Genomic DNA, 16,767 nt, shown 5'->3' on the forward strand with positions numbered 1-16,767 from the left:
TGTGTTAATGCTTCCAGGCCAGCATGGCCTCACTCCCAGCATTGCCAAGGCGAAGACATGCGCGTCCTCCTGCTCTTCCTGACATTCCTCCTGGCCGGCCCGCTCCAGGCCAACCCGTTCGACGTCAAACCCGACTTCCTGCCGGTAAACCAGGCCTTCGTGCTGACCCACGACCGCCAGGCCGACGGCCAGATGCGCCTGTTTTTCCAGATCAAGCAAGGCTACTACCTCTACCAGAAGCGTCTGAAGTTCGACGGCCTGCCCACCGAACAACACCCGCAACTGCCCCCTGCCCTCAACCATCACGACGAGTTCTTTGGCGACAGTGCGGTGTACCGCGACCAGCTTGAACTGCTGATTCCGGCCAACGCCAAGGGCGAGCTGCGCCTGGGTTGGCAGGGCTGCGCCGACGCAGGGCTGTGCTACCCACCGCAAACCACAGCCATCGATCTGGGCGGCAGCGCCACGCCAGTCGCCGACCAGGCCAGTGACCAGGCGCTGGCCAGCGGTTTGCAACAAGGCAGCCTGGCCTGGAGCCTGCTGGCTTTCTTCGGCCTTGGCCTGCTGCTGGCCTTTACCCCGTGCTCGCTGCCAATGCTGCCGATTCTGGCCGGGCTGGTGCTGGGCAACGGTGCCAGCGCCCGGCGTGGCTGGGTGCTGGCGGGGGTGTACGTACTGAGCATGGCCCTGGTGTATGCGGCGCTTGGCGTGGTCGCCGCGCTGCTGGGCGCCAGCCTGCAGGCATGGCTGCAACAACCTTGGCTGCTGGGTAGCCTGGCGGGGTTGTTCGTGGTCCTGGCCCTGCCGATGTTCGGCGCCTTCGAACTGCAACTGCCCGCCGTCCTGCGCGACCGCCTTGACCGTGCCGGGCAAAGCACCCGTGGCGGCAACCTGTATGGAGCGGCGTTGCTGGGCGCGCTTTCCGGGCTGCTGCTGGGCCCCTGCATGACCGCTCCGCTGGCCGGGGCGCTGTTGTACATCGCCCAGAGTGGCGACGTCGTCGAAGGCGGGCTAGTGCTGTTCACCCTGGGGCTGGGCATGGGCGTACCACTGCTGTTGCTGGTGACCCTGGGCAACCGCTACCTGCCGCGCCCCGGCGCCTGGATGAACCGGGTAAAAGGCGTGTTCGGTTTCGTGTTCCTGGCCATGGCGTTGTACACCGTGCGCAGCCTGTTGCCCGCGACCCTGTTGCTGGCCCTGAGCGGCGCCTGGCTGATTGCCCTGGCGTGGGCCGCCTGGCCGGCCTTGCAGCGCCTGCCTGCACTACGGGCAGTGCCCCTGCTCGGCGCGCTGTGGGGCGGCTTGCTGTTGGTCGGCGCTGCCGCGGGCGGTGACGATCTTTGGCAACCGCTACGGCCATTCGCCGGTGGTGGCGCCGCCACCACGTCGCAGCACGCCGAGGACGCGTTCACCACCGTCAGCCGCCCCGAAGACTTGCAACGCGAGCTGGACGCCGCCAAGGCCCGTGGCCAATGGGTGATGCTCGACTACTATGCCGACTGGTGCGTGTCGTGCAAGGTCATGGAGAAACAAGTGTTCGCCCGTGGCGATGTACAGGCCAGCCTGGCCGGCGTGCACCTGTTGCGCCTGGACGTGACCGCAGATTCGCCGGCCAGCCGCGACCTGCTGCAACGCTACCTCGTACCCGGCCCGCCCAGCATCATCTGGATCGGCCCCGAAGGGCAGGAACGTCGGGCGCGGCGCATCACTGGTGAGGTGGATGCGCCGGCATTCCTGCAACACTGGACCCAGACCAGGAGCCAAGGTTGATGCTGACCGTCACCCTCGGGCCATTGACCATGGCCCTCAACCATCTGCTGATGCTCAGCGCCCTGGCCGTGGCCTGCCTGGTCGGCTGGTGGGTCGCCCGGCGCGGCGGCGAAAGCCCGGAGTCGGCACTGTTCAACCTGTTCCTGATCGGTTTGCTCTGCGCACGCCTGGGCTTCGTGCTGGCCTACTGGCCGATGTACCGCGATGACTGGGTACAGGTCATCGACATCCGCGACGGCGGTTTCCTGTTCTGGTCCGGCCTGGTCGGCATCGTACTGGCCGCCCTGTGGCAAGGTTGGCGCCAGCCTGGCCTGCGCCGCTCTCTGGCTTGGGCACTGTTCAGCGGCGCGCTGTTCTGGGGCTTGGCCAGCCTGGGCAGCCATCTGTACAGCAAGGGCACCGAGTTGCCAGACTTGAGCCTACGCAATGCCGGCGGGCAATCGGTGGCGCTGCACAGTTACCGTGGCAAACCGCTGGTGATCAATATCTGGGCCACCTGGTGCCCGCCCTGCCGCCGTGAGATGCCGGTGCTGCAGCAGGCCCAGGGCGACTACGCCCATGTGACCTTCCTTTTCGTCAACCAGGGCGAAACGCCGGAAAACGTCAGCACCTTCCTCGCCACCACCGGCCTGAGCCTGACCCACGTGCTGTTCGACGGCACCGGCCTGCTGGCCCAGCGCGTCGGCTCCATGGCCCTGCCCACCACGCTGTTCTATGACGCCGATGGCCGGTTGATCGGCAGCCACTTGGGCGAGCTGTCCCGCGCCAGCCTGCGCCATGCCCTGGAACCTTTCGAACGGGCCGCCGAGCCCGCCCCTGCCGCACAAGGAAAATGACATGCGACTGACTGCACTGCTGCCCCTGAGCCTGGCCCTGCTGGCCACCCCGACCTTGCAGGCCGAAGAGCTGCCCAAGGCGATCCAGCAGATACAAGCCAAGGGCGCCGTGATCAAGGGCAGCTTCGATGCCCCCAACGGCCTGCGCGGCTATGCCGCCCAATACCAGAACAACGGCATCGCCCTGTACCTGACCCCGGACGGCAAGCATGTGCTGGTCGGCAGCCTGTTCGACGAACAGGGCAAGGACCTGAGCGCCGAACCGCTGGAAAAGCTGGTGTACGGCCCGATGACCAAGGCCATCTGGGCGAAGATGGGAAAGACCGCCTGGATTGCCGATGGCAAGGCCGATGCACCGCGCAAGGTGTACCTGTTCAGCGACCCGAACTGCCCGTACTGCAACATGTTCTGGCAGCAGGCACGGCCTTGGGTGGAGTCGGGCAAGGTGCAACTGCGCCATATCATGGTTGGCATCATTCGCGAGGATAGCCCGGGCAAATCGGCGGCGTTGCTGGCTGCGAAGGACCCGGCCAAGGCACTGGCCGAGCATGAGAAAGCCGGTAAAGGCAGTACGCTCAAGCCGCTGGAGAAAGTGCCCGAGAAGGTGCAGAAGCAGCTGGAGGAGAACCTTGCCTTGATGGAAGAGCTGGGGTTGCAGGCTACACCGGCGATTTTCTATCAGGATGAGCAGGGGAACCTGCAGAGCCAGCAAGGGGCGCCGCGGCCGGAGATGTTGGGGAAGATTCTGGGTAAGCGGTAGTTGCCTGGGAGTGCATGCCGTTAGCCTTTGGGCGCCTATGAGATCGAGCGCCGCCCGCGCGGCGCATCGCGAGCAAGGCTCGCTCCTACGTTTGTTTACGGCCAGTAACGCCTGTGACAGGCGCGCGCGACCGCCTTGTTTATACGACACGATATCGAGTCGTACGCCAAGGCGTTCGCGCACAAATCCCACAGGCATAACTGGCCCGAAACAAACGTAGGAGCGAGCCTTGCTCGCGATGCGCCGCGTGGGCGGCGCTCGATCCACGCATCACCTCAAAACCCAAGACAGGCTCTTCACAGCGCCACTCCCAAGATTCCGTGGAGAACCAAAAAAGGGGCGCTAAGCGCCCCTCCTCACTTCAAAGCCCCTCCAACTCCGCCATCAGGTCACTGAGCCGGTCAACCTTGTCCTCATCCAGCGCACTGTCCTGCAGCCCCCGCACATACTCGGCCAACTCCTCCACCGTGCTGCACTCGAACATCGCCCGCAGCGGTACGTTCAGCTGCAACTGCTTCTGCACCCGCGAGGCGATCTGGGTGGCCAGCAAAGAATGCCCGCCCAGCTCGAAGAAGTTGTCCAGCACCCCTACCCGCTCGGCCTTGAGCACATCGGCCCAGATCCCCGCCAGGGTCTCTTCCAGGTCATTACGCGGTGCAACATAAGCCTGGCTGTGCTGCCCACCGATGTCGATGGCCGGCAGGGCCTTGCGGTCGAGCTTGCCGTTGGCGTTGTGTGGCAGGCTGTCGAACCAGCCCCAGTGCAACGGCACCATGTACTCCGGCAGCTCGCTGCGCAGGCGTTGCTTGACCTGTTCCAGCAGCGCGGCGTCGGCTACAACGCCCTGATGGGCCACCAGGTAGCCGACCAGGTGCTTGCCGTTGACGCCCTCCTGCACACCGACGGCAGCATCGCGAATCTCGGCCTGCTCATGCAGGCGCGCCTCGATTTCGCCCAGCTCGATCCGGTAACCGCGAATCTTCACCTGATGGTCGATGCGCCCGACATACTCGAACACGCCGTCCGGCCGCTGCCGCGCCAGGTCGCCGGTGCGGTACAAGCGCTCACCCGGCGCACCGTACGGGTGCGGGATGAAGGCCAGTGCCGTGCGCACCGGGTCGCTCACATAACCACGGCCCACACCGGTACCCGCGACACACAGCTCGCCAACCGCGCCCAACGGCACCAGTGCCTGGTCTTCGCCGAACAGGTACAGGCGGTTGTTGTCGGTCGGGGTGCCGATGGGCAGGTAGCTGCCACGGGTGGAGTCGACATCGACGCGGAAGAACGCCACATCGTCCGAACACTCCGCCGGGCCGTAGGCGTTGACCAGGCCGATGGCCGGGTAGCGCTGCAGCCACTGCGCCGCCAGTTCCGGTGGCATGGCTTCGCCGGTGGGCAGCATCCAGCGCAGGCCGTCGAGGGCCTGGTGGTCGTTGGCCAGCATGCCTTGGATCAGCGAGGGCACGCTTTCCAGCACGGTGATGCCGGTGGCCTGGACATGCGCCAGCAAGCCTTGCGGGTCGTGGGCGATGGCGTTCGGCACGATCTCGACCTTGGCGCCGAACAGCGGCGCGGCCAGGAACTGCCAGACCGAAATGTCGAAGCTCTGCGAAGCGGTCTGGGCGATCACGTCCTGCTCGCTCAGCGCCAGGTACGGCACCTTGCTCAGCTGGTTGTTGAGCATGCCACGCTGTTCGACCATCACCCCTTTCGGCAAGCCCGTGGAGCCGGAGGTGTAGATCACATAGGCCAGGTTGTCCGGCCCGCTGTAAAGGCCGGGGTTGTGGCTGGCGATGTTGCTGGCCTGCACCTCTTCCCAGACCAGCAGCTTCGGCCGCGTCACGCCGCCCAGTTCATCCAGCAATTGACGCGCCTGCTCGGCACAGGCCGCGCTGCACACCAGCACCGGGGTGCGGCTGAGCTCGACGATGCGCTGCAGGCGGGTCGCCGGCAAGCCTGGGTCCAGCGGCAGGTAACCGGCACCGGCCTTGAAGCTGCCGACGATCATGCCCAGCAGCGGCAGGCTGCGTTCGGCCAGCAGGGCCACCGATTGGTCGATGGCCACACCGGCTGCCACCAGGGCATGGCCCAGGCGGTTGGCCGCCAGGTTCAGGCCGGCATAGTCGTACGAGGCCTCCAGGCAACGGGCGACGGTGCGTTCAGGGTGGGCGGCGACCTGCGCCTCGAACAGCTCGACATAGCTCTGCTCCAGGGCATAGGCCCGCTCGGTGCGGTTGCAGTCTTCGAGCAGGAAGCGTTGCTCGTCGGCCCCCAGCAGCGGCAGTTCGCTCACTTCGCCTTCGAAGCCTTCCACCAATGCCAGCAACAGGCGCTTGAATTCGGCCAGCAGACGTTCGACGGTCGGGTAGTCGAAGTAACGCTGGTCGAACGACAGGTGCAGGCCCAGGTCATCACCTGGGTAGCACACCGCGGTCAACGGGAAGTTGGTATGGGTTCGGCCCGAGTCGGAGCTGGCGTTCAGGTGCTGGGCGTGGTCGAGCACGGCGGTTTCCACCGGGGCGTTCTCGAACACGAACAGGCTGTTGAACAGCGGCTGGCCCTTGGGCAGTTCGCTGCATTCCTGGATCGCCACCAGCGGCAGGTATTCGTACTCGCGCAGCTCCATGTTGCGTTCGAGCAGCCCTTGCAGCCATTGGCGCACGCTGCGGCGCTGGCCCGCTTCGGGCAGTTGCACGCGCAGGGCGATACTGTTGATGAACAGGCCGACGGTGCGCTGCATCTGCGGCATGCTCACCGGGCGCCCGGCGACGGTCACGCCAAAGGCCACGTCCCGTTCGCCGCTGTAGCGCGCCAGCACCAGCGCCCAGGCCGCCTGGGCGAAGGTGTTGACGGTGAGCTGGTGGGCCTGGGCCAATTCGCGCAGGCGCACGCCTTCGCTGACCTCCAGGCGGGTGTAGCAATCGCCGACCACCATGCCGTCACCGGCGTGGTCGTGGCGCAGCGGGCGGTCGCTTGGAATGGCGGTGGCACGCTCGAAGCCCGCCAGGTTGGACTGCCACCAGGCCCGGGCTTCATCCAGGTCCTGACGTTGCAGCCAGCCAATGTAATCACGGTAGCGCGGCGGCACCGGCAGTTGGGCCTGACGCCCTTCGCCGAGGGCCTGGTAGAGCTCGAAGAAGTCGTTCATCAGCAGCGAGCGGCACCAGGCATCGATGAGGATGTGGTGGTTGCTCATCATGAACCAGTAGCGCTCATCGGCGACACGCACCAGGCGCAGGTGGAACGGCGCTTCGCGCAGCAACTCGAAGCCGGCCTCGCGTTCCTGCTTGTGCAGGGCCTGCAGGCGTGCTTCCTGGGCGGCGTCATCGAGGCCGCGCCAGTCCTGGTAGTCCACCGGCGTCTTGCCCGGTTTGTGGATGATCTGCAGCATCGCCTCGCCCGCGTTCCAGCTGAACGAGGCGCGCAAGGCTTCGTGCCGCGCCACTACGGCCTGCCAGGCCTGGGCGAAGCGCTCGGGGTCGACCGCGCTGTTGATGCGGTAACGGTCCTGCATGTAGTAGATGCCGGTACCTGGTTCCAGCAGGGTATGCAGCAGCAGGCCTTCCTGCATCGGCGTCAGCGGGTAGACGTCTTCGATGTCGGCGGCAGGCACCGGCAAGGCGTCGATCTGCTCCTGGGTCAGATGCGCCAAGGGGAAGTCCGACGGCGTGAAGCTGCCGTTGCCATCGACCAGGCAGTGGGCGACCAGGGCCAACAGCTCCTGGCGATAGGCCTCGGCCAGATGGGCGATGGTCTGTTCGTCATAACGCTCGGTGCTGTAGGTCCAGCGCAGTTGCAGGGCGCCGCCATACACCTGGCCATCGACACTAAGCCAGTTAGGCAGCGGCGCATCGAGGTCGTGGGCCAACCCGGCCGGCGTATCCAGGGGCTGGAACAGCGCGGCGGCGTCGAATTGTTGGTCGAACTGCCCGAGGTAGTTGAAGGTGATGCGTGCCTGCGGCAGTGCCGCCATCCGCTCGCGCCCCGCGTCATCGGCGAGGTAGCGCAGCACGCCGTAACCCTGGCCTTTGTGCGGCACCTGGCGCAGTTGCTCCTTGATGCGCTTGATGGACGCGGCGCGGGAGCTGTCGTCTTCACCCACTGCTGGCGTGAGGCTCAGCGGATAGGCGTTGGTGAACCAGCCGACGCTGCGGGTCAGGTCCATGTCCTCGAACAGCCCATCGCGGCCATGGCCTTCGAGCTGCACCAACACGGTTTCGTCACCACTCCAGCGGCACAGGGTGCGGGCCAGTGCGGTCAGCAACAGGTCATTGACCTGGGTGTGGTAGGCCGCCGGGGCCTGCTGCAGCAAGCGACGGGTCTGCTCCACGTCCAGGCCGATGGCCAGCGTGTGCGCATGCCGGTGCAGGTTGCCGCCCTGTGGGTGGTCGCAAGGCAGTTCATGGCGCACGTTGCCAAGCTGGCCATGCCACCAGTTCAGCTCGTCGCGCAACGAATCGCTGCCGGCATAGTTGGCCAAGCGCGCCGCCCAGTCGCCCATGGCGTGGGTCTTGGCGGCAAGCGATTGACCACGGTAGAGCGCTTGCAGGTCTTCAAGCAGCACACGCCAGGAAACGCCGTCGACCACCAGGTGGTGGATCGCCAGCAACAGGCGCTGGGCGCCCTGCCCGTCGCTCACCAGCAGGGCTCGCAGCAGCGGGCCTTGCTGCAGGTCGAGGCTGCGCTGCACGTCGGTGTACAGCGCCTGGCAATCGTCGAAGTCGCTGACTGTGGCGGTCCACAGCAACTGCTGGGTGGCAAGTGCCGCGTACTCGGCTTGCCAGCGGCCGTTGGCCTGGCTGAAGCGCAGACGCAGGCTGTCGTGATGCTCGACCAATTCAGCCAGGGCGCGTTCCAGTGCACTGCTGTCCAGCGCTTGGCGCGCCTCCAGCAATACCGCCTGGTTCCAGTGCTGAGGCTGGGCCACCTCGCTGTCGAAGAACCAGTGCTGGATCGGCGTAAGGCCAGTGCGTCCCTGACGCAGGCCCTGCTCGATGTCGCTTGGGGCTTCACTCCGGCTGACCACGGCGGCCAGGGTCTGGATGGTCTGGTGCTGGAACAGGTCACGCGGGGTGAACTGCAGGCCCAACTGACGCGCGCGGCTGACCACCTGGATCGACAGGATAGAATCGCCGCCCAGCTCGAAGAAGTTGTCCTGCACCCCCACGCGGGAAGCGTTGAGCACCTCGCACCAGACTTGCGCCAACTGCGCCTCGACCTCGTTGCTCGGGGCCAGGTAATGCTGTTGGGCCTGCTCCAGGTCCGGCAGCGGCAGCGCACGGCGGTCGAGCTTGCCGTTGCCCATCAGCGGCAGGCTGTCGAGCAGCACCAGGTGCGCCGGCACCATGTAGTCCGGCAGGTGCTGGCGGGCATCGGCCTTGACCGCTTCGCGCAACGAAGCCTGGGCCTCGGCGCCTGCCGTGGCCTGCTTGCACACCAGGTAGCCCACCAGCTGCTTGCCTCCGGGCAGGTCGAGGGCCAGGACCACGGCTTCGTCGACATCGGCATGCTCTTGCAGGCGGCTTTCGATCTCGCCCAATTCGATACGGAAGCCACGGATCTTCACCTGCTGGTCGGCACGTCCGATGTACTCCACCAGCCCGTCGGCCCGCAGGCGCACCAGGTCGCCGGTGCGGTACAGGCGGCCGCCCTCGTGACTGAACGGGTCAGCGACGAAGCGCTCGGCGCTCAGGCCCGGCCGGTCATGGTAACCCTGGGCCAGGCCGGCGCCGCCGACGTACAGCTCGCCAATGCCGCCTTGCGGCAGCAGGGCCAGGTCCTCGTCGAGGATGTAGGCGGTACGGGCACCGATGACCCGGCCGATCGGCACGCTGCCAGCATCGGCAGGCAGCGTCTGCGGCGACAGGCAGGCCAGTGGCATCACCACCGTTTCGGTCGGGCCGTAGGCGTTGAAGAACTGCTCCGGCGCAAAGGCCTGGCGAATGCGCTGCAGGTGCTCGCCGGTCAGCGCTTCGCCGCCAGTGATGACCAGGCGCACCGGCAATTGCTCGCCCTGCCCTGCCAGGTACTGGGCCAGCTGGCTGCCGTAGCTCGGGGTGAAGCCAAGCACGCTCACCTGTTGCTCGCGCACCAGTTGGCAGATGTCCTCGGCACCCCACTGCCCCTGGGCACGCAGCACCACGCGGGCACCGCACAGCAACGGCACCAGCAGACGCTCGCTGGCGGCGTCGAAGTTGATCGAATAGAAGTGCAATTCGCAGTCGTCGCTGCGCATGCCGAAGGCGGCGATCACCGCCTGGCAGTGCATGGCGATTTCACCATGGCTGACCACCACACCCTTGGGCTTGCCGGTGGAGCCGGAGGTGTAGATCAGGTAAGCCTGATGCTGCGGGAGGTTGAGGTTGTCCAGCGGTGCGTCACTGTAGGCGGACAGGCTGGCGGCATCGTCTTCAAGGCTCCAGCGGGCCACGCCATCCGGCAGTTCGCCGAGGGCGTCCAGCAGTGCGCGCTGGCTCAGCAGCAGGCCGATGCGGCTGTCCTCGATCATGTAGTGCAAACGGTCGAGCGGGTATTCCGGGTCCAGCGGCACGTAGGCGCCACCGGCCTTGAGAATGGCCAGCAGGCCGACGACCATTTCCAGCGAGCGCTCCAGGGCCAGACCCACGCGCACCTGCGGGCCGACACCACGCTCGCGCAGGGCACGGGCCAGGCGGTTGGCCTGTTGGTCCAGCTCGGCGTAGCTCAGGTGCTGGCCGGCGAAGGTCAGGGCAAGGGCCTGCGGCGTGCTGGCGGCCTGGGCGGCGAACAGGCCATGAATCGTCTGGTTGAGTTCATAGTCATGCTCGCCCTGCAACTGGCCCACCAGCACCTGCTGTTCGGCGTTGCTCAGCATCGGCAGCTCGCACAGGCGTTGCTGCGGGTCGTCCAGCAGGCCGACCAGCAGCTGCTGCCAGTGTTCAGCCATGCGCGCGATGCGCGGCTCGTCGAACAGGTCGCGGCTGTAGGTCAGGCAGCAGCCCAGACGGCCATCGAGGTCGGTGACTTCCAGGTACAGGTCGAACTTGGTGGCACTGGCGTCGTTGACCAGGTAGTCCACCTGCATGCCGGCCAGCTCGCGGCTTTGCTGGAAGGCCCAGCGCTGGACGTTGCACATCACCTGGAACAGCGGGTTGTAGGCGCTGCTGCGCGGCGGCTGCAGGGCCTCGACCAGTTGGTCGAACGGCAGGTCCTGGTGCGACTGGCCTTCGATGGCGGCCTGGCGCACCTGGTCGAGCAACGCGGCGGCGGTCATTTGCCCGTCCAGCTCGCAACGCAGCACCTGGGTGTTGAGGAAGGCGCCGATCAGCCCTTCGCTCTCCGGGCGAATACGGTTGGCCACCGGCGCACCGATGCGCAGGTCGCGCTGGCCACTGTAGCGGTGCAGCAATGCGGCCAGGGTGGCGGTCATGGTCATGAACAGGGTCAGGCCACGCTGGCTGTTGAAGGCATGCACGCGGGCCACCAGGGCCGGGTCGAGGTCGAAACGGTACAGCTCGCCACGATGGCTCTGTACCGCCGGGCGCGGGCGATCGGACGGCAAGGCCAGCACTGGGTGCTCATCACCCAAGCGGGCCTTCCAGTAGGCCAGCTGGCGTGCACCTTCACCGCCCTCCAGCCACTGGCGCTGCCACACGCTGTAGTCGAGGTACTGCACCGGCAGCGGCGCCAGCGGCGATTCACGCTCGTCGACAAAGGCCTCGTACAGCTCGCCCAGCTCGCGGGCGAAGATGTCCATGGCCCAGCCTTCGGTGACGATGTGGTGCAGGGTCAGGACGAAGAAGTGCTCGCGTTCCTCGGTCTTGGCCAGGCAGGCGCGCAGCAGCGGGCCGCGCTCCAGGTCGAACGGCTGGTGCGCCTGATCGTCGGCCAGTTGTTGCAGACGCTGCTGGCGGGCGTCGGCGGGCAAGGCGCTGAAGTCCTGCCAGTCCAGCTGCAGGCCGCTGTGTTCGGCCACGCACTGGTACGGCACGCCGTCGATGCTGGGGAAGGTGGTGCGCAGGGTTTCGTGGCGCACGATCAACGCCTGCAAGGCGCGCTCGAAGGCCTCCACATGCAGGGTGCCACGCAGCCGCGCCATGCCGCCGACGTTGTAGGCCGGGCTGTCCGGTTCCATTTGCCAGAGGAACCACATGCGCTGCTGCGAGTACGACAGCGGCACGGCCTGACGGCGGTCGACGCGGGCGATCTCGCCTTGCAGGTTGCGTTCGCCCGCCTCGCGGATGCGGGCGATCTCGGCGCAGAACGCGCCCAGTTCGCTGGCTTCGAACAGCACCTTGAGCGGCAGCTCGACATCGCAGGCCTGACGGGTGCGGGAGACGATCTGGGTGGCCAGCAGCGAGTGGCCGCCGAGGGCGAAGAAGTCGTCCTGCAAGCCAATTTGCGGCAGGTTCAGCACTTCACGCCAGATCGCGGCAACCTCTTGCTGCAACGGTGTTTGCGGCTCGACATGCTCGCGCTGCTGCCAGACCGGTGCTGGCAGGGCCTTGCGATCGACCTTGCCGCTGGGGCCCAGCGGCATGTGCGCCAGCGCGATCAGTTGCGCTGGCACCATGTAGGCCGGCAACTGCTCGGCCAGGGCCGCGGCCAGCCCATCAGGCTGAGCGGTACCACTGTAGTAGCCGACCAATTGCGCGCCGACGGCATCCTTGTGGATCAGCACCAAGGCCTGGTCGACGCCTGGCTGGCTCAGCAGGCACGCCTGGACCTCTTCAGGTTCGACACGGAAACCGCGCACCTTCACCTGCTGGTCGAGTCGACCGAGGTACTCCAGCGCCTCGACCTGCACCTGCCAACGAGCGCGGTCGCCACTGCGGTACAGGCGCTCGCCGTTGCCATCGGCCTGGGGCACGAAGCGCTCGGCGGTCAGCCCTGGGCGGCCCAGGTAGCCTCGGGCCAAGCCCACGCCGCCCAGGTACAACTCGCCTGCCACGCCGGGGGCCGTCAATTCCAGCTCGTCGTCCAGCACGCGGCAGAGCACGTTGCCCAGCGGGCGACCGATGGGCGAGCGCTCGCCATCCGTTGCCTGGCAATGCCAGTGGGTGACGTTGATCGCGGTTTCGGTTGGGCCATAGCGGTTGTGCAACTGAACCTGCGGCAGCAGTTGCAGCACTCGGTCACGCAGGTTCGCCGACAGCGCTTCGCCACCGGAGAACACCCGGCGCAGGCTGGTGCAGTTGGCGGTTAGCGGCTCTTGCACGAACACTTGCAGCAGCGGTGGCACGAAGTGCAGCGTGGTCACGCCATGCTGCTGTACCAGCGCCGCGATGCGCTGCGGGTCGCGGTGCTCGCCTGGCCCTGCGAGTACCAGCTGGCACCCGGTGACCAGCGGCCAGAAGCACTCCCACACCGACACGTCGAAGCTGATCGGCGCCTTTTGCATCAGCACGTCGCTGTCGTTCAGTGCGTAGGTGGCCTGCATCCAGCCCAGGCGTTCGGCCAGGGCCGCGTGGGTGTTGCCGACGCCCTTGGGCTGGCCGGTGGAGCCGGAGGTGTAGATCACATAGGCGAGGTTGTCGCCATCCAGGTGCAGGCCGGGGGCCTGGCTAGGCCAGCTGTCCAGGTGCAGCTGGTCCAGGGCGATGGCGCTGACGCCTTCGACCTGGGGCAGTTTGTCGAGCAGGCCGCTGTGGCTCAGCAGCAGGCCGGCCTTGCAGTCTTCGAGCATGTAGGCCAGGCGTTCGGCCGGGTAGTCGACGTCCAGCGGCACGTAGGCGCCGCCGGCCTTGAGGATGGCCAACAGGCCGATCAACAGTTGTGGCGAACGCTCTACGGCGATGGCAACGCAGGTGTCGGGGCCGACGCCCTTGTCACGCAGGTAGTGGGCCAGGCGGTTGGCTTGCTGGTGCAGCTCGGCGTAGTCGAGGCTGCCGCCCTCCCACACCAGCGCGGTGCGTTGCGGGGTCAGCCGTGCCTGTTCGTTGAGTTGCTCGACCAGCAGGCGCTGCGGCGTCGGAGCCGGTGCCTGGCCCCAGCTCAGCAATTGCGCACGGGCGGGTTCATCCAGCAGTTGGACCTCACCCAAAGCTAGCTGCGGCTGGGCGCAGACCTGCTCAAGCAGCGCCAGCAGGTGGTGAGCCAGACGCTTCACTGTACTGGCTTCGAACAGCTCGGCGGCGTAGTCGAAGGCCAGGCTCAGGCGGCCCTGGTGGTCTTCTTCGCTGTGCAGCTGCAGGTCGAACTTGGCTTCGCGGCTGTGCCACGGCAGTTCTTCGGCCAGCAGGCCGGGCAAGCGGCGCAGGGCCGACAGGTCGCGCTGCTGGTGGTTGAACATGACCTGGAACAGGCCTTGCTCACGCGCCTCAGGCAGGGCTTCGAGCAGTTGTTCGAACGGCAGGTCCTGGTTCGCCTGGGCTTCAAGGGTGGCCTGGCGCACCTGTGCCAGCAATTGCTGGAACGGCAGGCGGCCATCGAGCTGCGCACGCAGCACCTGGGTGTTGATGAAGAAGCCGACCATGCCTTGGGTTTCCAGGCGTGGGCGGTTGGCATTGGGCACGCCGACGCGCAAGTCGCCTTGGCCGCTGTAGCGGTGCAGCAGGCCTTGCCAGGCGGCCAGCAGGACCATGAACAGGCTCGCCTGTTGCTCGCGGGCCAGTGCCTTGATGGTGTCGCCCAGCTTGGCGGGCACTTTCAGGCTGAAGCGCGCGGCACGTTGGTCGCGTTGGTTGGCACGCGGATGATCGGTGCACAGGTCGAGCACGGGCAGTTCATCGCCCAGTTTGTTCTTCCAGTAGGCCAGTTGGCGTTCGGCCTCCCCGTCCGCCAGCCACTGCCGTTGCCAGCTGCCGTAGTCGGCATAGCCCAGCGACAACGCTGCCAGGTTGGCCTCCAGGCCTTGGCAGCGCGCGGCATACAACTTGGCGAACTCATCGAGCAGGATGTTCAGCGACCAGCCGTCGGCGATGATGTGGTGCAGGGTCACCCACAGCTGGTGGTCTTCGTCATCCAGGCGCACCAGAGTCACGCGCAGCAGCGGGCCGCAGGCCAGGTCGAAGGGCCGCTGAGCTTCCTCTTCGCGTCGTGCCGCCACCTCGGCGGGGGACTGGCCTTCGAGGTCCAGGTGACTCAGGTTGAAAGGCTGCTCGGGCAGAATGCGCTGCACGGCCTGGCCGTCTTCTTCGCCGAACAGCGTGCGCAGTGATTCATGACGTGCCACCAGCGCCTGGAATGCAGCCTCCAGCGCGGCCTGGTCCAGCTCGCCACGCAGGTGCAGGCCAGCGGGAACGTTGTAGGCCGCCGACTGCGGCGCCAGCTGCCACAGAAGCCACATGCGGTTCTGCGCCAGCGACTGCGGCAGGGCCTTGCCTCGGCTCAGGGCGCCGATGGCGGTTTTGCCGGTGCCTTGGGCGAGTACCTGCGCCACGGCGGCGCTGTAGTCGGCCAGGGTCGGTGCTTCGAACAGGGTGCGCAGGCCCAGGTCGATGCCCAAGTCGTCAGCCAGGCGTGCAGTCACCTGGGTGGCGGCGATGGAGTTGCCACCCAGCAGCAGGAAGTGGTCGTCCGCAGCCACCGCCTCAATCTTGAGTATTTCGCGCCAGACGGCAGCAATCCGCACCTGCAGGTCATCGGCCGGCGCAGCGGCCTGGGCCGACTCGGCAGATGCCGGGAAGCGTGCGTAGCAGTCCAGGCTGCCATCGTTCATGCGCAGGCGGCAGGCCGAACGCTGCAGTTTGCCGCTGGAGGTCTTGGGCAGCGCGCCCGGGTTGAGCAGCAACACCACGGCGGGTGCCTGGCGGCAAGCGTCGGCGATCACCTGACGCAGGGTCTTGATCAGCTCCTGAGGCTTGATGGCCTTCTGCACGTTGCGGCTGATTTCCACCGCCACGCCGATGCCCTCCTCGCCCTGATCGTCGACGGCGAACACTGCCACGCGGCCTTTGCGCAGCACTTCGACTTCACGCTCAAGGGTTTTTTCCAGGTCCTGCGGGTACAGGTTCTGCCCGCGAACGATGAGCATGTCCTTCAGGCGACCAGTGACGAACACTTCGCCATCGCGCATGAAGCCAAGGTCACCGGTGCGCAGCCAGGTCTGGCCGTCCATTTCGACGAAGGTGCGGGCACTGGCCTCGGGGTTGCGCCAATAGCCCAGGGCGATGCTCGGGCCGCCGGCCCAGATTTCGCCCACCTGGTTGTCGCCCAGCACTGCAAGCCGCTGCGGCTCGACGATGCGCACGGCGTGGCCAGGCTGCGGATAGCCACAGCTCATCAGCACGCTGCCCTTGCCTGGCTCGGCGCGGTTGGCGGCGAACGCTTCGGCATCCAGTTCCAGGGCACCGATGCCCTGGCCACGACGGCTGCCACTGACGAACAGCGTGGCCTCGGCCAGACCGTAGCTGGCGAAGAAGCTGCTCGGGTCGAAGCCGCAGGCGCGGAATTTGTCGGCGAAGGTGTCGAGGCTGTCATGGCGAATGGGCTCGGAGCCGGAATAAGCCACGCGCCAGCGGCTCAGGTCGAGTCCGGCCAGGGCCGCCTCGCTGACCCGCTCGCTGCACAGGCGGTAGGCGAAGTCGGGGCCACCGCTGATGGTGCCGCCGTACTCGCTGATCGCCTGCAACCAGCGCACGGGCCTTGCCAGGAAGTAGCCGGGCGACATCAGCACGCACGGCACACCGCTGAAGATCGGCTGCAGCAGGCCGCCGATCAGGCCCATGTCGTGGTACAGCGGCAGCCAGCTGACGATCACATCGTCCGGGTTCACGTCGATGCCGAAGCCATGGCGAATCAGTTGTTCGTTGGCCACCAGATTGCCGTGGCTGACCTGCACGCCCTTGGGCAGCGCGGTGGAGCCGGAGGTGTACTGCAGGAAGGCGATGTCATCGCCTTGAAGCGTAGGTTCGCGCCAAGCATTGGCCAGTACCGGGTCCAGGCTGTCCACAGCCAACAGTTCTGGGGCGTTGTCCGCCGCCAGGGCTTCCAGGCCCTGCAGGCTTTCATGCAGCGCCGTGACGGTCAGCAGCAGCCGTGGTTCGGCGTCGTCGATGATCGACAGCAGGCGTTCCTGATGGTGGCGGCGCGACGACTCAGGCGGGTACGCCGGGACGGCGATAACACCGGCATACAGGCAACCGAAGAACGCCGCGACGTAATCCGGGCCACTGGGGAACAACAACACCGCACGGTCACCCAATACGGCGCGTGCCTGCAGGGCGGCGGCGATGGTGCGTGCGCGCGCGTCCAGGTCCCGATAGCTGAGCACGGCCTGCTCGCTGGGGTCATCGGCCAGAAAGCGCAAGGCGATCCGGTCCGGGGTCTGCGCGGCGCGTTGCGCCAGGGCCTGGACCAGCGTGAGCGGGAGTTCGAAGGCGTCCGTCATGGGGTGTTCCTGCCAGTGTCTGGTGAAGTCGGCCGGCTGCCCCGCACGCGTTGGGCGGGCAGCGCTCGGCGGCCGGATGTACACAGGGG

Annotated in this window: 4 protein-coding genes; 3 read left to right on the plus strand and 1 reads right to left on the minus strand. The window is 66.8% G+C overall.

Features of this window, described 5'->3' with window-relative positions:
* The first annotated feature begins 57 nt into the window (after positions 1 to 57).
* The 3 genes from dsbD to dsbG are packed head-to-tail and all read left to right on the plus strand — an operon-like array spanning position 58 to position 3,366.
* The gene (dsbD, locus tag PspTeo4_RS13570; RefSeq protein ID WP_322364304.1) at positions 58 to 1,770 is read left to right on the plus strand and encodes a protein-disulfide reductase DsbD; all 1,713 of its coding nucleotides are present in this window, start codon (positions 58 to 60) and stop codon (positions 1,768 to 1,770) included.
* The gene (locus PspTeo4_RS13575; protein WP_322364305.1) at positions 1,770 to 2,606 is read left to right on the plus strand and encodes a prolipoprotein diacylglyceryl transferase family protein; all 837 of its coding nucleotides are present in this window, start codon (positions 1,770 to 1,772) and stop codon (positions 2,604 to 2,606) included. Before dsbD ends, PspTeo4_RS13575 begins: the two co-directional genes overlap by 1 nt.
* Before the next feature lies 1 nt (position 2,607).
* On the plus strand, positions 2,608 to 3,366 hold the full coding sequence (gene dsbG, locus PspTeo4_RS13580; protein WP_322364307.1) for a thiol:disulfide interchange protein DsbG: 759 nt from the start codon (positions 2,608 to 2,610) through the stop codon (positions 3,364 to 3,366).
* 361 nt (positions 3,367 to 3,727) lie between these two features.
* On the opposite strand, the gene PspTeo4_RS13585 is transcribed toward dsbG, so the two are convergent.
* Complete coding sequence (locus tag PspTeo4_RS13585; protein ID WP_322364309.1) at positions 3,728 to 16,678, minus strand: non-ribosomal peptide synthetase; 12,951 nt, start codon at positions 16,676 to 16,678, stop codon at positions 3,728 to 3,730.
* Between the last annotated feature and the right edge of the window lie 89 nt (positions 16,679 to 16,767).

The sequence above is a fragment of the Pseudomonas sp. Teo4 genome, from assembly GCF_034387475.1.
Classification (GTDB): Bacteria; Pseudomonadota; Gammaproteobacteria; order Pseudomonadales; family Pseudomonadaceae; genus Aquipseudomonas.